Raw genomic sequence first — 20,797 nt, 5'->3', positions numbered from 1 at the left:
TTTTACAGCAACAGATAACCGAGGGCGACGAAGCCCACGGCACTGATCGCGCCGGCGCGCAGCGCGTAGGGTAATTGGGTTCTGACATGGTCAATATGTTCCGTGCCCGATGCCAGTGACGACACAATCGTGGTGTCTGAAATCGGCGATGCATGATCGCCAAAAATACCACCGGACAGTACCGCCGCCACAAACAGTGCCGGCTCCGCACCAAGAGCGGTAGCCACCGGGATAGCGATGGGCAGCATAATGGAGAATGTGCCCCAACTGGAGCCCACGGAGAAGGCTATGACGCCAGAAACCACGAAGATTGCCACAGGCAACCATGCCAGGGGGATGGTGTCCCCAACCATACCCGCCACATAGGTGCCGGTACCCAGGGCCTTGGAAACCGTACCCAGCGCCAGTGCCAGTACGAGAATCACCGCTAGCGGCAACATGCGCCCGGCCCCCTCCATCCAGGTATGACTTAATTCATCCAGAGACATGATGCGCTGCGCCAATACCAGTACCGACGCGACGAATAGACCCGCGAGGGAAGCCCACAGCACCGAGGTCGAACCCGAACCGGCAAACAACTCTCCCTCCCCTGTGATCCACAGCCCAACCGGCATGGCGATAACCAGGGTGAAGACCGGTAGCAGCATATTGATCGCCCGCGGTTTGACCCCGGTTTTCTCTCCAGTCGAGACACCGACGTCAATGCCGTCGATCTCTCCGGCTGCCGTGCGGGCTTCCGCGCGCGCCATCGGGCCCGGATTGTAGTTAGTGGCGATGGTGTATGCGGTGAGGCCCACTGCGGTGATGGCATAAAGATTGAGCGGAATACTGGCCAACAGGACCGACAAGGGGTCGCTCACGCCCAACCCATCCAGCAGCCCCAGGTTGAAAGCTCCCCAGGCGTTGAGGGGGATAAGCATACAGATAGGCGCCGACGTCGAGTCGACGATGTACGCGAGCTTTTCTCGCGCCACCTTGAATCGATCAAACAAGGGGCGCGAGACGGTTCCGGATACCAGTACCGTGATGTTCGACTCGATAAAGATAAATACGCCGATCAGCCATGACATCCACTGGGCGCGCTTGCGGTTGGTCACCCAGCGGCTGCGCTCCAGAAAATGCACAAAGCCACTGACGCCGCCACTGCGCTCCAGCGTAATTATGAAGGCGCCAATGACCAGGGTAAACATCACCACACGGGCATCACCGGGGCTGGCCAGGACCGCCAGCAGGCCGTCGATCCCTTCCGCCAGCGACGGGAAAACACCCGACTGATTGAGCAGGTAATAACCCAGCCAGATACCCGCAAACAGGGCGAGATAGACTTGCCGGGTCAGCAGGGCCAGGCCAATGGCCAGAAACGGGGGAAGCAATGTGACCCAGGTGAGGTCTGCGGCGGCGCTTTCAGTCATGACTTCGATATCGCTCTAATCGTTATTCTCGAAATAGCAGCGGCGGCGGGCACTGTAGGTACCCGCCGCCGCAGGGGCATCATAGTGGTTTTGGCGTCAGCTCACTACTGATTCCAGCAAACGCAGTGTACCGGCATCGCCATCCAGCTCCGCCATGGCTCCTACCGGCATCACCGTCTGGTCGTCAACGTGCCCACACATCAGGCCGCGCACGACCGGGACCTCAAGCCCTGCACAGCGCTCGCGCAACACATGCTCAACGCTAAATGTATTGCCAGACGTATCCGCTTCAGTGAATTTGCCGAAGGCGATACCGGCAACCTGATCCAGTTTGCCGGCCAACCAGAGCTGGGTCAGCATCCGGTCGATACGATACGGGGCCTCGCCGACATCCTCCAGGAACAGGATACGATCACGGAAATCCGGCTCGAACGGAGTCCCCAGCAAGCTGCACATCAAAGTCAGGTTACCGCCGATCAAGCGCCCTCTTGTCCGCCCCCCACGGAAGCGCGTAATCCGATTTTCCCGCTCCGCACGCCCGGGACGGGCCTCAAAGGGTGGTGGCGCGCCGAGCTGAACCGGTGACTCCCCGCGAACCAGTACCTTGCGGTACTCCTCGAGTGTGTAATCGGAAAAGTTCTGCGCTGCAATCGGGCCATGGAAAGTCACCATGCCGCAGCGCTGATAAATTGCATTCAGCAACGCGGTAATATCGCTGTATCCCAGCAGCACTTTGGGATTAGCGCCGATAATGTCAAAGTCGAGCATCGGCAGAATACGCGGCGTGCCATAGCCGCCCCGCAGACAAAACACGGCATCCACAGAATCATCGGCAAACATGCTGTTAATGTCCTGCGCGCGCGCAAGGTCCGGACCGGCCAGATACTGTGTACGCTGGTACAGGTTCTTGCCTTCGCGAACGCGGAAACCCAGTGATTCCACGATGTCGATCGCGAAACCAATATCCTCATCCTCCCAGGCATTGCTGGCCGGCGTCACCAGCCCTACAGTCATACCGGTTTGCAATCTTTTTGGGCGCTTGGGCGCTTCGCCGGGGGCCAACACATCAATGGCGTCGCTATCGCGCCCCTGCTGCCCCACTGCCAACCCCGCCATACCGCCAACCAGTGGCGCGGCAATCAGGCTTTTGATCAGGCTACGTCTTTGCATTCATTCCCCCTGCGGTCGCCCAGGCGCGCGGGTAAAGCGCAAATCCTGGAAGTCGTAACTAAAATCCACCCCCATCAACAGGGGTTGCATGGTCAATACCGTCTCGCCACTTTCCCCTTCTGTGGCCACCAGCCAGGCGTCGGCCTCGAGACTGCGATCGTCCCAGGTCACGCGCCAAACCCCCGGCGCGGCCAATTGCATGGTTCCGGTGAGCCGGGGCGCCTTCAGCGAGCGCCAGCGCAACGTGTCATTCTCGCGGGCAATCACAACAGACCCAAACCAGGGGTCCACGTAACGGCCTGCAATACGGGATTCCGCCAGCGGCCTGGCGTTTTCCGGTGGCGGCAGTAACTCCGGTTCCGGAGGCGCTTCCGCGCTGCCGTATTTTTCCTGGTAGTAAGCGAGCCAATCCCGCGGCGGCGCCCCCAGGTAGGGTTTCAACAAACCATGGATCAACGCCTGACGCGCGGCACCCGCACTGCGGTTCATCAGTACGACCATCGCCAGGTTTTCTTCCGGTACCAGTGCCATCCAGGCGTACATACCGGAAAGCGAGCCAGTATGGTGCAGCACTTTCTTGCCATACATATCCTGCACCCGCCAGCCCAGGGCATAAGCATAGAAATGCCCACCATCGCGCTCAGATCGCGAGGGAGACATCGGCATCAGGGTGACCGGCCGCCACAGTCGATCGCGGGTTTCTTCTGTAAAAATAACCTCGCCTTCTGGCGTTTTTCCGCCGGCCATCAGGGTTTGTGCCCACCTCAGCATGTCAGCAACACTGCAATGCATGCCGCCGGCCGCCGCAAGCACGATGGGCTCATCGCCAGCCAGATTGGGGGTATCGACAACCAATCCACTGTCTTCCAATCGGTGGGGATCGGCCAGATTTTTGCGGCCTGCCACCGGCACCGGCCCGGCATAACAGTTTTGCAGCCCCATAGGCCGCAGCAAACGCGCTTCGACAAAGGTTTCATACGGTTGGCCAGCAACCTTTGCGATCACCTCCCCGGCGATAATGTACAGGAGGTTGTCATACGCGTAGTCCGCCCGAAAGCTGCGCGTCAGAGGGAGATGGCGCATACCACTGACAATGTCATCGCGGGTGAAATGGTTTGGCTGGGGCCACAACATCAGATCCCCTGCGCCGGGCCCGAGGCCCGAGCGGTGAGTCAGCAAGTCGACCACGCGGAACTCATTCGTTATCCAGGGATCCTGCAGGGCGAACTCCGGCAGGATGTCCACCACTCGGCTGTCCCATTGCAGCTTGCCCTCTTCCACCAGCAAACCAAGTGCAGCGGCAGTAAAGGCTTTGGTGGTCGAGGCGAGCTTGAACAGGGTTTCGGGCGTGACCGGTTGCGGGGCGTCCACATTCGTTACCCCCATGCCCTCCAGAAGCACCACCTGCCCATCTTTCCAGACACCGACCGCGATACCCGGCAAGCGCTCTTCTTCGGCAACCCGCTGAACGAGGGATCGCATTCCCTCGGCCGTGGGCTTGTCGGCACCGCTACAGGCGACCTGAACGACGGAACAAGCAGTGATACCCATCGCCAGCAACACACGCAGCGCTGTCACACTGAGCAACCCGCTATTGCCCTGGTGCATCTTGCAGCACTCTAATCGCCCCATGTGGTTCACCTCTTCATTTACTGCGCTTGCCGTTCAATCCGCTGCGCTGACTTTACCCGATGACGAAATCCGCATGCTTGGCGAACGCCAGCACTACTGTCACTGTAAACGGGCCCCGTCGGGCTGAAATCGATCAACAAACCAACGGCTGCTCGCCAGAGCAAAACCCCACTTGACTGCTACAGCGGTCGTCAGTAGATTCGGAATAATTTATCAATACACTAAAACACTGTAAATAATAAATTATTCATTTACTCAATATGCGCCAGAATCACCAGAGGGAGTTTTGCGTGTCCGACCAACAATGCACCACCGGCCTGTTCCGCCTCGCCGCAGCCACCTGCACCGCGGGACTGAGCCTGCTTTTCTCCGCTTGTCATGGCGACCCGAAAACGCTGGATGACGTCCAACGCCTTGTCGACGCCGGCCAATACAAGGTCGCCAAACAGGAGATCCAAAGCATGCAAGAGGATAGTAACGGCATCCAGCACGAGGTGGCGTTCGAAGCCGAGCGCATGCGCCGAATCGAGATGGAATTCACACTCGACGAGCATGGCCTCGCAGACTCCATCCGCCGATACATTCCGGATGCATCAGATGCCGAGATTGCCCAGTGGAATGCCGACGGACTGCTGGAGTACAAACTCATCAACGGTGAGAAACGCTACTTCGCGCGTGCTGCGTACAACCTCCTGCACAAGTCACCGGAAGCGCTGGCCCGCAAAGGCGACTATCAACTGTTCACTGCCCGCGCACCGCTGTATCAACTGCACGCACACCATCATGCGGTGCTGGAGTCGGAACAACCACTGCGCAACCGCTTTGAAATTACCTATCGCTTAAGTGTTGATGCCGATGCCGTCCCACATGGTGAGACCGTCCGCGCCTGGATCCCCTTTCCCAAGACCGTGACGGGGCGCCAGGAAAACATTACCCTGATCGGCAGCACGCCCGCCAGCCACCAGCTTGCGCCAACCGACCGGCCCCAGCGCACCATCTATCTCGAGCAAAGCGCCCAGGCCGGTAAAGCCACCGAATTCTCTGTCACCTACGCGTTTGACAGCCTGTCACAACGCTTCGATATTGACCCCGACATTGTCACTGCCATTGAAGACTCCGCGACGCTCACCCCTTTCCTGAGCGAACGCGCGCCCCATGTCGTATTCACCAGGGAATTGCGCGCGCTCTCCGAGCGCATCGTCGGCGATGAGACAAATCCCTACCGAATTGCGCAAAAACTCTTCAGCCATGTCGACGCGATTCCCTGGGCAAGTGCACGAGAATACTCGACCATCCGCAATATCAGTGCGTATGCCGCGGGTGCCGGCCACGCGGACTGCGGCCAGCAAACCCTTCTGCTGATTACGCTACTACGCATGAATGGTATCCCCGCGCGCTGGCAGTCAGGCTGGGAATTCTCTCCCTCGGAATTCGACACGATGCATGACTGGGGCGAAATCTATCTGGCCCCTTATGGCTGGATGCCAATGGATGTAACCCACGGCCGCCTTGGCGGAGAAGAAGCCACAGACTGGTTCTATCTGGGCGGGATTGATGCCTACCGACTGATCTTTAACAGCGACTACGGACGTCCTTTCTTCCCCGCCAAACAACACTTCCGCTCGGAGACCGTGGACTCACAGCGCGGCGAGGTTGAATGGCGCGGAGGCAACCTGTATTTCGATCAATGGGACTACTCGATGGATTGGAAACCCGTTGAACTGGCACAAAACGGCGGGACTGCGGGCGAATAGCCCGCGGCCAATGAAGCTGTACTGAAAAGGTTTCTGCATTCACGCATTCCGGGTGCGCACCGCGCTTACCAGGAATGCGTCAACAAGGCGGCAACAGAGTCGCCGGGGAAAGAACGTGTTTGATGAGGAGGCAGTAAAGGCGAGTTACAGTGACTCGGACGAAATCAGGCCACCAATCAGGCTTTCAATCACGTGCAGCTGACCGGAACGAAACAAGAGGCGTTGCATTTCCTGCTCCTCCTCGGCGGGCATGACGAAAAGCCGGATATCCGCATTGATACTCGCGGCATTGTAGTTATAGCGGGTGAGGCTCAGCACTTTGACACCCTGCTCACGGGCTTTGTTTGCGGCTTCGACCATCGCCTCTTCGCCATCGAGATCACAGATAATGCACAACAGATCCCGTTCCGTACGGGCATCCACCATCGCCCTCTGCAGCACCCCACCCTGATCGAACACCGCCCAGCGACCGAGTTCCAGCAGCTGGTAAGTCAGGTACTGGGCCACCGAGGTTGAACCGGGGCAGGCAGACACCTGAATACAGCGCGCCTGCCGAATCGCATCAACCGCATCGGCAAGATTCTGGTCATCATTGATGCTGGCGGTATTTTCCAGGATCTCGAGCTTTTTCTGGCCCAGTTGACGCAAGGGGGAGCTGGAATGCGCAACCAATTGCTCGCGGTCACTCGCTGCAGCAGGTGCACCGGCGTAAGTTTCATAGACCGCCAGCTTGAGGCTCGGATAGCCCTTATAGCCCAGCTTCTGGGAAAACTTTACGACGCTGGACTGACTCACCCCAACGGCATCGGCAAGCTGCTGGGAGGAGTAATCCCTGAGCAACTTGGTATTGTCGAGAATAAAATCCGCGAGTTTGCGCTCATTGACCGATAGCTGGTCTCGCATCGCGCGCATTTTTAACAAACAAGTCATCGCTGGCAGCTCCGCTCCCGCTTCTAGAATGCCCGGCAATTATGCCAGCATCTCCAGTCCTTCTATCTTTTCAATGCCCAATCCTGGGGTTTCATTGAGAATGATATCCGCATCGCGGTAGGTAGCACCACCAATAACCGGGTCAAACTGGCAAAGAGATGGCACATCCAGGTCGAGTTTCGATACCACTGGCGACTTTGCTGCAGCGACATGTGCGGCGGCCGACACGCCAATACTGGTTTCGAGCATACAGCCAACCATACACTCAATCTCATGCATTCCCGCAATATCAGCGATTTTCAGCGCATTGGAGATGCCGCCAGTCTTCATCAGCTTGATATTGATAATCTCGGCCGCCTGGTGGCCAATGACATCCAGCACCTCCCGCGGGCCAAAAATACTTTCGTCCGCCATAATCGGCGTTTTCACCCGCTCGGAGATATAGCGCATGCCGGCAAGATTACTCGCGTGCACGGGCTGCTCCACGAGCTCCAGCAGCACACCGGCCTCTTCCAAACTGCGGATCGCCGTGACTGCCTGCTTTGGCGTCCACCCCTGATTGGCATCGAGCCTGAGCAAAGCACTCCCCTTCACTGCCGAATACACTGCCTTAATGCGTTCGATGTCCAGCCGGATATCTTTGCCCACTTTCAGCTTGAGAATTTCAAAACCTCGCTCTACGGCACTTTCCGCATCTGCCACCATCTTGTCGATGTAATCAACACTGATGGTGATATCTGTGGTGAGGCTATTTTCGCCACCCCCAAGTATCCGATAAAGCGGAGTCTCGTAACTCTGTGCAAACAGGTCATACAACGCAATTTCCACTGCGGCTTTTGCGCTGGTGTTATTGATCATTGCGCTGCCGATTTCGCGAGTCAGGCGGTTGAGATCTGCTACATCGCGATCCAGCAACAGGGGCGTAAACACTTCACGAATCGCTGCGATCACAGAACCGTGCGTATCTCCCGTAATTACCGCGGTCGATGGTGCATTGCCGTAACCGATATGGCCCGTATCGGTCTCCAGCATCACAATCACGTCTTCGACATATTCCACCGTTCGCAACGCAGTTTTGAACGGGGTAATCAACGGCACTTTCAGCATGCCTAGCTTTACATCAACAATTTTCATCGTGATACCGGTTATTGGATAGTTTTTATAGCGTAGATACTGTCGACATAGCTCTTCTCCGGCCCGAGTCGCAGGGGCGACAGCGGCGTCACCGACACTCCCGACAGCGTGCCCCGGTAGAAGGTCTGGTCATCATCGAAATAAGCGAGACCCGTCACATCGTGGATCACATAGGGTTCATTCCCTACCCGACCGATATACATCATGACATGGCCGGGTATGTAAATCAGGTCTCCAACAGAAAGCTCGGCCAGGGCCTCTGCGCGGGACTGTGCGTCGTCAACAAAACGGGTTTTGGTAAATCCGCTGCGGCCCTGTTGCCCAGAATTTCGCGGCATCAACAAGCCGAAAGATTTGTAGACCTCGCCAACAAACCCCGTGCAATCGCGCCCGTTGTAATCGTGACCCCATCCATAGCGCTCCCCGAGGAATTTGAAGGCCTGCTTCAATATCTGCGAGGGCCGATAATCCAGATGCCCCACCGCTACATCGCGACTTCGCGCAATCAGCGTGGGCACCACTTCAAGCTGGCCCGTTTCTCCGCGTACGGGCAAGGCAACAATATGGCTCGCGAAGGGATTCTGCCCATGGACGTTATGCCCCACATCATCGGCAGTCAGCAATGGCAGACTGACCCCCATATCCAGTACTTGTTCCGAGGTTCTCGTATCGATCGGATTGTAATTGGTGCGCACCTGCGCTCCCGACACCACTAACCTGGGTGTGCGCCCCAACCAATCCGCAATCTCCTCTCGTTGGCCAACCGCCACAGCGGCCTTCGGTACCCAGGCGGCATAGTGATAGTTCACCGCAAACCACCACTCGCCATCGCGGCTCTGATGCAACAGTGCAACGCGCTGTCCGGGAAACACGCCGGTTTCCTGCAGGCGATCGAGATCGAGATCAGTGGGGGATTTAAAGACTTTCTCCATGGTGGGAAAACTGCGCATCGCCGCGCGCGCCGTCACCAGTCCCCAGCGCACGGAAACGCTCTCAGGTAACGCCTCCAGCGCGATCAGTCGATTCAGGCGCTGATAGTCCGCATCCCTCACCATTTGGCCATCCGCGAAAAATCGTGGCGCCCCAGGGACGCGACTGACGGATTCCATCAATTCCTGAACGTCGGCCGCAGGCAACGTATCGGGAAAGGCATCCAGATCGTGGAGAAAGGCATCCTGCTGCAAGTTGCGGCGATTTCGCGCATCGATTTGATCCGCCGACAGGCGAATGGCATCCGCATCCAGCTGATTGATCCAGAACGTGGCCGACAGCATCGATTCGTCAATACCTGGCACATCGGTGGAATACGCCACAGCGGTCGGCGCGGACTCTGCTGGCTGGTTACAGCCCGACAGTAAGGCGCAGGAAAAAGCAGCGAGAGCCAGCAGAACGGTCGCTCTAATCGTATTCACTATGCTTCCCCCATTTCGCAATACCGCAGCGGCTATGCCGCCGGTCGACGCGGCCGGCCAACCCCGCACTTTCGAGAGAGAATACATTATTCGAATACAGGCAACAACATTGAATAATCACGTAACCAAGATGGAATCTACGCCAACTGATCGCCGTACCATGCCCGGGCCGCGTCTTGCGGGCCCCAAGGAGGCGATCAACGGCCAACCAGCGTCGCCAGCTGTCGACGATACTCATCCCCCAGGACGGACCAACGCAAATGGCTCACATCTGGCCTGCAGACACTCTCTCCGGCCCGGAACGCATCAACAAGACCCTGAAGCCGTTCGACGGCTTCGTCGACACTGCGATAGCGCAGGTGTGCTGGGTAAAGCTCGGGATAGACCTGCTCATCGGGAACCAGGGGGATACAGCCCTGTGCCACAGCCTCCTGAACGGAGAGCCCCTGAAACTCGTGATAAGCGGTCGACAGAAAGACGTGACTGTTCCGCAAGGTGGCCAGGTAATCAGCACGCGACGCCTGAAAACCCTCCGTCAGCAGCACATCGGAAAATTCACGCTGAATCACCTGAAACGACTCCGGTACCTGCCGGAAGGCTTCTCCCATCAGGTTCAGGCGAAAGTCGACCTGAGCTCCACGCAGCGCCTGCAGGATCTGCAACAGCCGGTCCGCACCCTTGTCATATTCCCAGCGTGCGGCCCAACTAATGACCAGCGGCGCCTCGCTAGCGGATGGCAAACTGTCGTTACTGGTGGAGACCGGTTTGCGGGAGAACACTGCGTCTTCCAATGGCACAGGAAGAACACGGGACTTATCGCGGATTTCCGCAACAATCCCGGTAGGCACCTGATCGGGAAATTTCTTCAGCAGCGCCTGGGCCCCCTCAAGCAAGGTGCGTCGATTGAACTCTGAATTGAAGAGCAACAGATCACCGCTCAACGCGGTGTAGATGTTCAGTAACTGGGGTTCAACCGAAGCGAAGGCCTTGCCAGAAACGGGATAGGCAAACTGGTTCTCATGAAAGTAAACCGCAGTGGGGATCTGCGCGATCTCGGGCACCAGCCCCCGTAACGCCGAAAGATCCGTCATCGACGTGGCCACAATCAAGTCCCATGGCCCCCGCAATCGTTCCGCGTTTTCACCGCGCCCCCAGCTCAGGCTGTTACCGCGGATACGCCAACTGAAATATCGGGGTGGCAGGGCCAACTGCGTCCACTCCCACTCGGGAATCGCGGCCGCGAGCCCCTGCCGCCAGTGTCGATGGCTGCCGGCATCGTATGCCGACAACAGCAAGACCCTGGCTGACGTCACCCTGTCGTCAGTCAAAGCTGCGAATATTGGTCAGGCGAGCTAACAGGCTGGAAGTGTCCCAACGACCGCCGCCCAGAGCCTGGACCTCGCTATAAAACTGGTCCACCAGTGCTGTCACAGGCAACAAGGCACCATTTTTCTGCGACTCAGCCAGCACAATTGCAAGATCCTTGCGCATCCAGTCCACGGCAAAACCATGCTCATACTCGCCTGCCAGCATGGTCTGATATCGATTTTCCATCTGCCAGCTTTGCGCTGCGCCCTTGGAAATCACCTCGACAACCTGCTCGGCATCCAGTCCGGCCGCTTTTGCAAAGTGCAGGCCCTCCGCAAGCCCCTGAACCAAGCCTGCGATACAAATCTGATTGACCATCTTGCACAACTGGCCACTGCCAACCGGACCCAAGCGATTGACCGCCCGCGCATAACATTCCAGCAATGGCAGCGCCCGTAGATAGTCCGCCTCTTCACCGCCAACCATAATGGTCAAGGCACCATTCTCCGCGCCTGCCTGCCCACCGGACACTGGGGCATCAATAAACCCGAGTCCACGCTGCTCCGCCATCGCAGCAAGATCCCGGGCGATATCCGCAGAAGCCGTGGTGTGATCAACAAACAGAGCCCCTGGGGCCATTCCGGCAAATGCACCCTGCTCACCCGTCGTCACTTCCCGCAGGTCATCGTCATTGCCGACACAGGCAAACACAACTTCCGCACCGGACGCTGCCTCCGCAGGCGTCGGAAATGATTCACCCGGATAGGCCGCCAGCCACTCCTGCGCGCGACTGCCAGTGCGGTTGTACACGCGTACTTGATGGCCCGCCTTGGCGAGATATCCCGCCATCGGGAAGCCCATCACCCCCAGCCCGAGAAAAGCTACGGTTGCCATGGTTCGTTACCCCCAGATCATCCAGATCAGCGCGGCGCCCAGCACAAGCCGGTAAATGGCAAAAGGTGCCATGCCGATACGACTGATGAATTGCAAGAAAAAGTGAATACACAGATAGGCACTGATCCCGGACAGGACGGCCCCCAGAATAATGTCGAACCAGGGTACATCGTCCACGGACAGCAATTCGTATGTCAGCAGCAACGCGCTGAGGGCAATGACAGGAATCGACATCAAAAAGGAGAAGCGGGCAGCCGCCTCTCGCGTCAACCCCAGCATCAGTCCCGCCGTCATGGTAATGCCGGAGCGCGAGGTACCTGGTATCAGCGCCACTGCCTGGGCGAATCCAATGACCAGCGCCATCGGCCAGTTCAGCTGCGCCAGAGGCCTGGATCGCTCCGCACGGATATCCGCCCACCACAGTAGCAACCCAAAACCGATCGTCGTTGCCGCGATAACCCCGGCAGAGCGCAGGTGCGTTTCGATATATCCCTTGAACATCAACCCCACGAGACCCGCTGGGATTGTCGCAAGTACGATCAACCAGGCCAAACGCCCTTCATCGGTAAAGTTGCCGGTCGCAAAGCCGCCCACCCCGTCGCGGATCAATGCCCAGACGTCCTTGCGAAAATACAGGATGACCGCCGCCAGCGAACCAAAATGCACCGCCACATCAAAGGCGAGCCCCTGATCGGGCCAGCCGAGCACTTCTTTTGGCAAAATCAAATGCGCCGAGCTGGAAATGGGCAGGAACTCCGTCAAACCCTGAATCAGCGCAAGTACAATGATGTGCAGTATTTCCATATACAGACAGGCTTCTTATCAAGAACGAATCTTGCGGCGTTTCTGCCACGTTATCTCATCACGCAGATAAAGTGGTTGCAGCGCTTCCGCCACAACCGATTCCCCGCGTGCAAACAGCGTTTCCGCGAGAAGCGCGATCTCTGCCGCGTGGATATCACAATCCGGGTCGCACTCTGTCAGGCCCGCGCCATCAAATTCCGGATAATGCCAACCCGGTCCGGCCGCAAAGAATGGCTCGGGCAGCGAGCCATCCTCGAGCACCTTTACCACGTCGGAGGGATTCTGCACGGCTTCAGGCAGGACACTATCCGCAGGATCGGTGGCACTGTAACTCCCCCAATAGACCTGCCCCATTCGCGCATCGAGGGCAGCGGCGACAATGCCATCGCCCCAGGCCGGATTTTTTCTGCGTGCGCCACTGGCCAGCGCCGCCAGGCTCGATACCGGAACCACGGGCAAGTCTGCTGCAAATGCCAGCCCCTGTACCGAACTGATTGCAATTCGCAGACCAGTGAATGATCCGGGCCCACGACTTACCGCCAGCGTATCCATATCCCCAAGGGAGAGACCACCCTCGGCAAGTACCTCGTCCACCATCGGAAGCAGACGCCGGGTATGGTCCCGCTCAGCACGAACGAACAGCTCGTGCACATGCCCGTCTACCCGCAGAGCAACAGAGCAGGCGCCCGAAGTAGTGTCCAGAGCGAGGATTTTCACGGTATTTGATCCCTGAGCCTTGAGAGGGGCGAATTGTGGCATGACGGTGACGTCGAGTCATCCGCAATACCATTCAATCACGCCAAAGGCCAAAGGAGGCAGCTGGAATGGCGCGCGCCCCGAATCACCGTCCGCAGGGCACTTTACAGGCAGGAATAACGCACTAACCCCGGAAATCCGGGGTTAGTCGAGGGAAAGAAGGGGGTTCCCCCCAACAGCGTCAGGCTTTTTTCTTTGGCGGACGACCGCGTCTGGCCGGAGCCTTCTTGGCCGCCGTCTTGCGTGCGGCCTTTTTGGGGGCCTTCTTGGCAGTCGCGCGTTTGGCCGGAGCCTTCTTAGCACGAGTCTTCTTGGCAGGCGCTTTTCTAGCCGCTTTTTTGGCAGCTTTCTTTTTCGGTGCCTTCTTCGCGGCCTTCTTGGCTGCTTTCTTCGCGTCAGCCTTCAGTTTTGCAGCAATTTTCTTTTCCAGAGCCTTGGTTTTCGCTGCGGCCTTCTTGGCGGCAGATTTTACTTTTGCCTCGACTTTCTTTTCTGCTGTCTTCAGTTTTTTGGCATCGGCCTTGGCCCGGGCCTTTTTCCATTTTGCGGTGAACGCCTTCACCGCTGCATCCAGGTCCTTATCGGCTTTACTGGACAAACTATCCGACATCTCGGCAACTTTTACTTTTGCCGATTCCTCAACCGTGCGGACCGCGTCCATCACCTTGGCTTTGGCGAGATCGACCTTTGCCAGCGCAACTTTGACGCGCAGATCCTTTAACTTGCCACTGGCGTTGCTTAACGACGTTTTTGCTGCGACGGAATTACTCTTTTGCGCCCTGGCCCTGGCCTTGGCGACACGATCCATCTGAGCGTCGAGCGACGCTACCGCACTATCTACGGACTTTTGTGCTCTGGTAACGACTGGTGAAGCTGACGCTGCACTCTTTGCCGCCGCTTTCCGCTTTGCCGGGGCCTTCTTCTTGGCTACACGCTTTTTTGCTACCCGTGCCATCCCTAGTCTCCTATATGAGAAAAGTTTCTTTCATCAACCCGAAAATGTGTTGGCAACTTCGTGTCTCAAACGGGCATACCCCCCCTGGAACACAGCCACTTTGGACCACCTGCTGGTTACCGGCTTCCCCGGAATTCCGTTGAAACAGGTATGCGTGCTGGACTGCATTGACAGCAACTTAATCAAAGTTAATAAAAAAAACCGGCATTGCAAGAAAAGACAACAAAATTTTGAGGTATTTTGCAAAAAAAAGAGAAAAACTGTTCAGGCCGCCGCCATTTTTCCAAAAACGATCATCCGGGCGTTCTGAAAAGAGAAATTTCTCTTAAACAGGAAATTGCTCCCGGACTACGGCCGCGAGCAGTTCAATATGATCTTCCCTGGCATTCAGCGCGGAAATATATCGATAGTCTCCACCACCAGCTTCCTGAAAAGTAGCGCGATTCTCTACCGCAATTTCCTCAAGCGTTTCCAGGCAATCCGCCGAAAATGCCGGGCAGATAACATCAACACTTGGCAGCCCCTGCGCACCCCAGGCTTCCAGCGTCTTGTCGGTATAGGGCTGAAGCCACTCCGCCTTGCCGAACCGCGATTGAAAGCACAGCTGCCACTGATGCGAATCAAGCCCCAAGTCTTCGGCAAGCAATCGCGCTGTGCGCTCGCTTTGTTTTTGGTAGGGGTCTCCCTTGTCCACGTTGGCCCTGGGAATGCCGTGGAAAGACAATAAGAGGCGCTCGGCAGCCCCGTGCGTTTCGCGGTGCTCGCGTACTGAAGTCGCCAACGCGCGGATATACAGCGGATGGTCGTGATAGTCGCGCACCACCCGAACATCCGGAATATCCCGATTCAGGCGGAACAGATCGGCCACCTGATCGTAAATCGCACCCGTAGTCGTCGCGGAATACTGCGGATACAGGGGGAAAACCAGAAACTGCTGGACTCCCTCACCGCGCAGCTTGGCAACCACATCCGACAACTGCGGATCACCATAGGTCATCGCGTAATCCACTCGAATATCGGGATTGGATTCACGCAGGCGCGCCTGCAATCGCTCAGCCTGCACGCGTGTGTAATGCATAATCGGCGAGCCTTCGATCCGCTCTCCGTTCGCGCCCTCGCCCCAGATGCCCGCATAGGCGGGAGCGACCTTGCGCGGACGAAGTGTCAACACGATTCCATGCAGGATCACCAGCCAAATCAACCTGGGAATCTCCACCACCCGCGGATCAGAGAGAAAGTCTCGCAAAAAGCGCCGAACGGCCTTGGGCGTGGGCTCGGCGGGGGTGCCCAAATTCATCAAGATTACGGCTTTTGACATGAACGGAACCTGTTGCAGGAGATGACTGAGAGGCAATAGTAAAGGCAAGTGACCCAATTGGTAAGCAGGGGTCAACTTTGCAACGATAGCGCACAAAAAAAGGCCCCCTCAACGGGAGCCTTTTTTGCGGCTGTACTGCAGCAAACTGCCGCGGCACAGAGGGAAGGAGTGTCTGGGACTATCAGGCCCAATGGCAATCAGGACAGCGCAGCCATCACTGTTTCCCGGATATCCGCCATCGAGCCCACACCCATTACCTTGCTGTACTTAGGCGCGGTCTCCGGGGCACGCTCTGCCAGCTCACGGTAGAAGCCTACCAGCGGCGCAGTCTGCTCGTGATAAACCGCCAGGCGATTGCGTACAGTCTCTTCGGTGTCGTCTTCACGCTGCACCAGAGGTTCGCCGGTCGCGTCGTCAACGCCTTCTTGCTTGGGCGGATTGTAAATAACATGGTAAACACGACCAGATCCTTCATGTACGCGGCGTCCGGACAGGCGCTTGACGATCTCTTCATCATCAACCGCAATTTCCAGTACGTGGTCGATGGCAACATCTGCGTCCAACAGTGCCTGGGCCTGCGGAATGGTGCGCGGGAACCCGTCAAACAGGAAACCGGAGGCGCAGTCCGGTTGTGCAATCCGCTCTTTCACCAGGGCGATAATCAGGTCATCAGATACCAGCTTGCCGGCAGCCATAATGTCTTTCGCCTGCAGGCCGAGAGGAGTCCCCTCTTTAACCGCGGCGCGGAGCATGTCACCGGTGGAAATCTGCGGGATGCCGAACTTCTCTGTAATAAATTGTGCCTGGGTACCTTTGCCAGCACCTGGGGCGCCCAAGAGAATAATTCGCATGTCTTGCCTGCCTTAACCTTTATATGAAAGCTGCCTGACGGCCACGGTGAGGGCCCGCAGCGTCAAAAGAGCGCTACCTTACACGGAGACCCAGATTAGGGCAAGGTGACGAAAGTCCATGGCTCTTAGGGCGATTTTGTAGGAAAAATTCCCAATTTGACCAGAAAAACATCGCTTTTCGACGACGGAACAGTCTGTCACCTCGCGAAACTACCCTTTCCTATACCTGTATTACCCCGGATAGCCGGCTATGAAGATTGCCCTATTTAATGCCCAGTCATACGACCGGAGCTATTTCGATCGCTACAACCGCAATTTTCGCCACGATCTCCTGTATATCGATGCCCATTGCAACGAAGATACCCTGCCGCTGGCGCATGATGCCGAGGCCGTGTGCATTTTCGTCAATGACCCTGTGGATGCCCGCCTGCTGGAACGGATGCGCGAACAGGGTGTGAAAATGCTGGCATTGCGATCTGCCGGCTATAACCACGTGGACCTCCAGGCGGCCTTCCGCTACGGGGTGATGGTCGCCAACGTACCCAGTTACTCCCCCTATGCCGTCGCCGAACATGCCGTTGGCCTGATTCTCTGCCTGATACGGAAAATCCACCGTGCGCAGTTCCGTATCCGCGAGGGCAATTTCTTGCTCGATGGCCTGATGGGGTTTGATCTCTATGGCAAAACCGTCGGCGTCGTGGGAACCGGCAAAATCGGTCGGGTATTCACCCGGATTATGCACGGCTTCGGCTGCGAATTACTGGGCACCGATCCTGTCGAGGATGACCTCTGCAAGGAATTGGGCATGCGCTACGTCCCTCTGGATACACTGTGTCGGCAAGCCGACATTATCTCGCTGCACTGTCCGCTGCTCCCTGAGACCCATCACCTCATTAATGAACGCACGATTGCTGAAATGCGCGCTGGTGTCTGCCTGATCAACACGTCAAGAGGCGGCGTCATCGACACGCAAGCAGTGATTCAGGCCCTGAAGCACGAGAAAATCGGTTATCTGGGCCTTGATGTTTATGAAGAGGAGGACACGCTGTTTTTCGAAGATCATTCCGACACGATCATCAATGACGAAGTGTTCGCCCGACTGCTCACCTTCAACAATGTATTGATCACCGGTCACCAGGGCTACTTTACCCGCGAGGCCATCTCCAATATCGCCCGCACGACCCTGGCGAATGTCAGCGAATTCGAGACCACGGGCAACTGCGAAAACCAGCTATTGCCTCCAGAGAAGATTGAGCCGGAAAGGTAACCGCGGGAAAAGACAGGAAAGCCCCCTGCTGTATCAGTCATTATGGTTTGGACGGGGATTCGGCACGCTTTGCCGCGCACCAAGCGTTTTCCAGCTCCTCGACAGAGCATTCCGATAACGTGCGACCAGTCGCTTCTATCTGACGCTCTACCAGTGAAAATCGCCGCTCAAACTTCCTGTTGCTCTGGCGCAACGTCGCTTCGGGTTCCAGCTTCAGGTGCCTTGCCGCGTTGACACAACAAAACAGCAGATCCCCCAACTCTTCCTGGATATGCGCCTGATCCTGGCTCTCTACGGCTTCGCGCAACTCGCGAATTTCCTCTTCAATTTTATCCAGGACTCCGGACACCGCAGGCCAGTCGAATCCTACATTGGCAGCCCGCTTTTGAAGTTTGAAGGCGCGGGTCATCGCGGGGAGTCCGTTGGCGACACCGGCCAGCGTGCCGGTCTCCCCCTTGGACTCACGCTCCGCCGCCTTGATCGCTTCCCAGTTGCGCTTGACCTCGCTCTCTTCGATGGCATCGCTATCGGCGGCAGACTGCAAAGTGCCGGAGGGAAATACGTGGGGATGGCGGCGCACTAGCTTGATCACAAGGGTGTCCACAATACGGGGAAAGTCGAAGTACTCCGCTTCGCTGCCCAGCTGGGCATAGAAAATCACCTGGAAGAGGAGATCACCCAGTTCCTCATGCAAGTGTTCAAAATCTTCAGCTTCGATGGCCTCTGCTACCTCATACGCTTCCTCAATGGTCGAAGGCACGATGGAGGCGAAAGTCTGCTTCAGGTCCCAGGGACAACCTCCCTTCGGGTCGCGCAGACGCGACATCAGGTAAAGCAGGTCATCAACCGTGTACCGACTCAGCGCATTGTCGTCATTCGTTGCCATTCCCTAGCCCCTTGCGAGAAAGTATCAGTGCAGGATACGCCGACGGGCGCGTGCAATATTCGGCAGCTGATTGATTCTGTGCAGCACGCGGCTCAGTTCCTCAAAACTGTGCACCTCCGCGGTCAGCACCATATCCACCGTATGCTTATGCTTGTTCGACTGAGTCTGCATGGCAGTAATATTGATACGCTGGCTGTCCAGCATGGCAGTCACATCCCGCAGCAGTCCGTGGCGATCGTAGGCTTCAATCATGATCTCCACTGCATAGACCTGCTGCGGTTTTTCCGCCCAGGATACCTGCAGCACCCGCTCGTGCTCCTCGGTCTCCATCCGCAGCATGTTGGGACAATCCTTGCGATGGATTGAAACGCCGCGCCCCAGGGTGATATAGCCCATAATGTCGTCGCCCGGGACCGGGTTACAACAGCGCGCGATATGGGTCATCAGGTTACCCACGCCATCAATGTAAACATCCGTTTGTCCGTCGCTGCGCGCCACCGGCGCAGTGAGCGAAGGCACCGGCTCGACATCGACGACCCGCACCATGCGCTGTGCGGCATTGAGCACCTGGCCAACGCCGATATCTCCAGCCCCCACCGCGGCATAAAGGTCATCCAGCGAGTGCATGTTCATCTTGCTGGCCAGCTCACCAAAATCGAGTTCCACCAATCCGAGCTGGCGGAACTCGCTGTCGAGGATAGTGCGCCCGTCCGCAATATTCTGGTCCCGCGCCTGCATCTTGAACCAGTGGATCACCTTGGCCCGGGCCCGCGATGTCGTGATGTACCCCATCCCCGGAGACAGCCAGTCGCGGCTGGGCGCTTCGCGCTTGCCGGTGAGGATCTCTACCTGGTTGGCGGTCTGCAACTTATGGTTCAGCGGGACAATACGACCATCGATCTTGGCCCCGCGGCAACGGTGGCCGATTTCGGTGTGAATCTTGTAGGCGAAGTCCAGCGGTGTCGCGCCACTGGGCAGGTCCACGACATGCCCGTCGGGCGTAAAGACATAGATCCGGGTATCCGCTTCACTGGCTGCGAGATCATCCTGCAGCGGGTTTCCACCCACTTCTTCGTGCCAATCGAGTACCTGGCGCAACCAGGATATTTTTTGCTCGTAACTATCCTGTGACTCTCCGCCGGACTTCTGGTCCGTGCCTTTGTAGCGCCAGTGGGCACACACCCCGTACTCCGCCTCTTCGTGCATCGCAAACGTGCGAATCTGCACTTCGAGGACTTTGCGATCGGGGCCAATGACTGCGGTGTGCAGGGACCGATAGCCATTCTCCTTGGGCGAGGCGATATAGTCGTCGAACTCGTTCGGGATATTGCGCCAAAGATTGTGCACGATCCCGAGCACCGCATAACAGTCCCGGACCGTCGGCACCAGAATACGTACCGCGCGAATATCGTAGACCTGGGTAAAACCGATATTCTTCCTGCGCATTTTGCGCCAGATACTGTAGATATGCTTGGCCCGGCCAAAGACCTCACCGGCGATATCTGCGCGCCCCAACTCGTCTCTTAACAGCTCGAGCACATTATCGATGTACTTTTGCCGGTCCAGTCGCTTTTCATCCAGCAACCGGGCGATCTGCATATAGTCTTCCGGCTCCAGATAGCGGAAGGCCAGATCCTCGAGTTCCCACTTGATATGACCGATGCCCAGGCGATGGGCCAACGGCGCATACACATCGGCAACCTCCCGGGCTACCCGGCGTCGCTTGGCATCATCGGCATTCTTGGCAGCCCGAATGGCACAGGTCCGTTCCGCCAGCTTGATCAGGGCCACGCGGACATCGTCGACCAGGGAAACCAGCATCCGGCGAATGTTTTCCGAATGCTCCTCCACCGCGCCGCTGACCTGGACTTCTGTATCCGCACTGCGACTGCGGATGGCGGCCATCCGCAGCACGCCCTGAATCAGTTTGGCGACCGTCTTGCCAAAATCTTTTTCCACGGACTCGAGCGAAAGCCGCTTTTCCCGCACTGCGCGATAGAGCACCGCAGCACACAGCGCTTCACCATCAACCTGCAAGTCCGCGAGGATCTCCACCATTTCCAGACCGGTGCGGAAACTACTGGCGCCTTCACTCCAGATATTTTCGGCCTCAATGGCTTTCTGCTCAGCCTTGCGACTGCATTCGGCCGCGCGGCGCAGAGTCACCAGGGTCCCGCCATCCAGCTCAGCCAGTTGCTGCACGTGACGCAACCAGGCTTCAAGGTCGAGGACGCTGTCGGTGTCCGAGGAGTGATGTTTTCTAACTTGTACCATCGCGATCGATATTGCGCTGACTTATCCGGGGTTCGAGTAC

General features: G+C 57.4%; 18 protein-coding genes. 3 read left to right on the top strand and 15 right to left on the bottom strand.

The window, feature by feature from the left end:
- Window positions 1-2 precede the first annotated feature (2 nt).
- The 3 genes from ACXAD0_RS10350 to ACXAD0_RS10340 all read right to left on the bottom strand — a co-directional run bounded on the left by ACXAD0_RS10350 (window position 3) and on the right by ACXAD0_RS10340 (window position 4,214).
- On the bottom strand, window positions 3-1,412 hold the full coding sequence (locus ACXAD0_RS10350; RefSeq protein WP_475088331.1) for a Na+/H+ antiporter NhaC family protein: 1,410 nt from the start codon (window positions 1,410-1,412) through the stop codon (window positions 3-5).
- 96 nt (window positions 1,413-1,508) lie between these two features.
- Entirely contained in the window at window positions 1,509-2,582 is a 1,074-nt protein-coding gene (locus tag ACXAD0_RS10345; protein WP_475088330.1) for a S66 peptidase family protein, read from the bottom strand.
- Window positions 2,583-4,214, bottom strand: coding sequence for a serine hydrolase (locus ACXAD0_RS10340; protein WP_475088329.1), 1,632 nt, complete (start codon window positions 4,212-4,214; stop codon window positions 2,583-2,585). It lies immediately after the preceding gene.
- Window positions 4,215-4,504: 290 nt separating this feature from the next.
- On the opposite strand from ACXAD0_RS10340, the gene ACXAD0_RS10335 reads away from it, so the two are divergent.
- A complete protein-coding gene (locus ACXAD0_RS10335) occupies window positions 4,505-5,968 on the top strand; it encodes a transglutaminase-like domain-containing protein (protein ID WP_475088328.1) in 1,464 nt (487 codons plus the stop codon).
- A gap of 144 nt (window positions 5,969-6,112) precedes the next feature.
- Here ACXAD0_RS10335 and ACXAD0_RS10330 read toward each other — a convergent pair whose 3' ends face one another.
- From ACXAD0_RS10330 to ACXAD0_RS10295, 8 genes are all read right to left on the bottom strand, one after another.
- Entirely contained in the window at window positions 6,113-6,898 is a 786-nt protein-coding gene (locus ACXAD0_RS10330) for a MurR/RpiR family transcriptional regulator (RefSeq protein ID WP_475088327.1), read from the bottom strand.
- Window positions 6,899-6,937: 39 nt separating this feature from the next.
- Window positions 6,938-8,032 carry a dipeptide epimerase gene (locus tag ACXAD0_RS10325; protein ID WP_475088326.1) on the bottom strand — a complete coding sequence of 365 codons (1,095 nt, stop codon included), beginning with the start codon at window positions 8,030-8,032 and terminating at the stop codon, window positions 6,938-6,940.
- Between the two features lie 11 nt (window positions 8,033-8,043).
- Window positions 8,044-9,444, bottom strand: a complete 1,401-nt coding sequence (locus tag ACXAD0_RS10320; protein ID WP_475088325.1) for an SH3 domain-containing protein — start codon at window positions 9,442-9,444, stop codon at window positions 8,044-8,046.
- 197 nt (window positions 9,445-9,641) lie between these two features.
- The gene (locus ACXAD0_RS10315; protein WP_475088324.1) at window positions 9,642-10,733 is read right to left on the bottom strand and encodes a tRNA-queuosine alpha-mannosyltransferase domain-containing protein; all 1,092 of its coding nucleotides are present in this window, start codon (window positions 10,731-10,733) and stop codon (window positions 9,642-9,644) included.
- A gap of 31 nt (window positions 10,734-10,764) precedes the next feature.
- On the bottom strand, window positions 10,765-11,646 hold the full coding sequence (locus tag ACXAD0_RS10310) for an NAD(P)-dependent oxidoreductase (RefSeq protein WP_475088323.1): 882 nt from the start codon (window positions 11,644-11,646) through the stop codon (window positions 10,765-10,767).
- Window positions 11,647-11,652: 6 nt separating this feature from the next.
- A complete protein-coding gene (locus ACXAD0_RS10305; protein WP_475088322.1) occupies window positions 11,653-12,450 on the bottom strand; it encodes an undecaprenyl-diphosphate phosphatase in 798 nt (265 codons plus the stop codon).
- A gap of 18 nt (window positions 12,451-12,468) precedes the next feature.
- Window positions 12,469-13,167 (bottom strand): tRNA (adenosine(37)-N6)-threonylcarbamoyltransferase complex dimerization subunit type 1 TsaB, encoded by a 699-nt coding sequence (gene tsaB, locus ACXAD0_RS10300; protein ID WP_475088321.1) that lies wholly within the window; start codon window positions 13,165-13,167, stop codon window positions 12,469-12,471.
- Between the two features lie 220 nt (window positions 13,168-13,387).
- On the bottom strand, window positions 13,388-14,161 hold the full coding sequence (locus ACXAD0_RS10295; protein WP_475088320.1) for a hypothetical protein: 774 nt from the start codon (window positions 14,159-14,161) through the stop codon (window positions 13,388-13,390).
- 100 nt (window positions 14,162-14,261) lie between these two features.
- Between ACXAD0_RS10295 and ACXAD0_RS10290 the strand changes: the two genes are divergently transcribed.
- On the top strand, window positions 14,262-14,471 hold the full coding sequence (locus ACXAD0_RS10290; RefSeq protein WP_475088319.1) for a hypothetical protein: 210 nt from the start codon (window positions 14,262-14,264) through the stop codon (window positions 14,469-14,471).
- A 15-nt stretch (window positions 14,472-14,486) separates the two neighbouring features.
- Here ACXAD0_RS10290 and hemH read toward each other — a convergent pair whose 3' ends face one another.
- Both hemH and adk read right to left on the bottom strand, forming a co-directional pair.
- Window positions 14,487-15,479: a ferrochelatase gene (gene hemH / locus ACXAD0_RS10285; RefSeq protein ID WP_475088318.1), complete on the bottom strand. Its 993-nt coding sequence runs from the start codon at window positions 15,477-15,479 to the stop codon at window positions 14,487-14,489.
- Window positions 15,480-15,676: 197 nt separating this feature from the next.
- On the bottom strand, window positions 15,677-16,330 hold the full coding sequence (gene adk, locus ACXAD0_RS10280) for an adenylate kinase (RefSeq protein WP_475088317.1): 654 nt from the start codon (window positions 16,328-16,330) through the stop codon (window positions 15,677-15,679).
- A 250-nt stretch (window positions 16,331-16,580) separates the two neighbouring features.
- On the opposite strand from adk, the gene ACXAD0_RS10275 reads away from it, so the two are divergent.
- Window positions 16,581-17,597, top strand: coding sequence for a 2-hydroxyacid dehydrogenase (locus ACXAD0_RS10275; RefSeq protein ID WP_475088316.1), 1,017 nt, complete (start codon window positions 16,581-16,583; stop codon window positions 17,595-17,597).
- Between the two features lie 40 nt (window positions 17,598-17,637).
- Here ACXAD0_RS10275 and mazG read toward each other — a convergent pair whose 3' ends face one another.
- Complete coding sequence (gene mazG / locus ACXAD0_RS10270) at window positions 17,638-18,483, bottom strand: nucleoside triphosphate pyrophosphohydrolase (RefSeq protein WP_475088315.1); 846 nt, start codon at window positions 18,481-18,483, stop codon at window positions 17,638-17,640.
- A gap of 24 nt (window positions 18,484-18,507) precedes the next feature.
- Window positions 18,508-20,757, bottom strand: a complete 2,250-nt coding sequence (gene relA, locus ACXAD0_RS10265) for a GTP diphosphokinase (protein WP_475088314.1) — start codon at window positions 20,755-20,757, stop codon at window positions 18,508-18,510.
- Window positions 20,758-20,797: the final 40 nt, after the last annotated feature.

The organism is Microbulbifer sp. ABF4_148, from assembly GCF_056158985.1.
The sequence above is the reverse complement of the archived record's forward strand: the minus strand, read 5'-3'. Positions and strand labels throughout refer to the sequence as shown.

Excerpts from the sequence above, each read along its gene's own strand:
- ACXAD0_RS10350 (WP_475088331.1), bottom strand. The coding sequence starts at position 1,412 with ATGACTGAAAGCGCCGCCGCAGACCTCACCTGGGTCACATTGCTTCCC.
- ACXAD0_RS10345 (WP_475088330.1), bottom strand. The coding sequence starts at position 2,582 with ATGCAAAGACGTAGCCTGATCAAAAGCCTGATTGCCGCGCCACTGGTT.
- ACXAD0_RS10340 (WP_475088329.1), bottom strand. The coding sequence starts at position 4,214 with ATGGGGCGATTAGAGTGCTGCAAGATGCACCAGGGCAATAGCGGGTTG.
- ACXAD0_RS10330 (WP_475088327.1), bottom strand. The coding sequence starts at position 6,898 with ATGACTTGTTTGTTAAAAATGCGCGCGATGCGAGACCAGCTATCGGTC.
- ACXAD0_RS10325 (WP_475088326.1), bottom strand. The coding sequence starts at position 8,032 with ATGAAAATTGTTGATGTAAAGCTAGGCATGCTGAAAGTGCCGTTGATT.
- ACXAD0_RS10310 (WP_475088323.1), bottom strand. The coding sequence starts at position 11,646 with ATGGCAACCGTAGCTTTTCTCGGGCTGGGGGTGATGGGCTTCCCGATG.
- ACXAD0_RS10305 (WP_475088322.1), bottom strand. The coding sequence starts at position 12,450 with ATGGAAATACTGCACATCATTGTACTTGCGCTGATTCAGGGTTTGACG.
- ACXAD0_RS10295 (WP_475088320.1), bottom strand. The coding sequence starts at position 14,161 with ATGGCACGGGTAGCAAAAAAGCGTGTAGCCAAGAAGAAGGCCCCGGCA.
- hemH (WP_475088318.1), bottom strand. The coding sequence starts at position 15,479 with ATGTCAAAAGCCGTAATCTTGATGAATTTGGGCACCCCCGCCGAGCCC.
- adk (WP_475088317.1), bottom strand. The coding sequence starts at position 16,330 with ATGCGAATTATTCTCTTGGGCGCCCCAGGTGCTGGCAAAGGTACCCAG.
- ACXAD0_RS10275 (WP_475088316.1), top strand. The coding sequence starts at position 16,581 with ATGAAGATTGCCCTATTTAATGCCCAGTCATACGACCGGAGCTATTTC.
- mazG (WP_475088315.1), bottom strand. The coding sequence starts at position 18,483 with ATGGCAACGAATGACGACAATGCGCTGAGTCGGTACACGGTTGATGAC.
- relA (WP_475088314.1), bottom strand. The coding sequence starts at position 20,757 with ATGGTACAAGTTAGAAAACATCACTCCTCGGACACCGACAGCGTCCTC.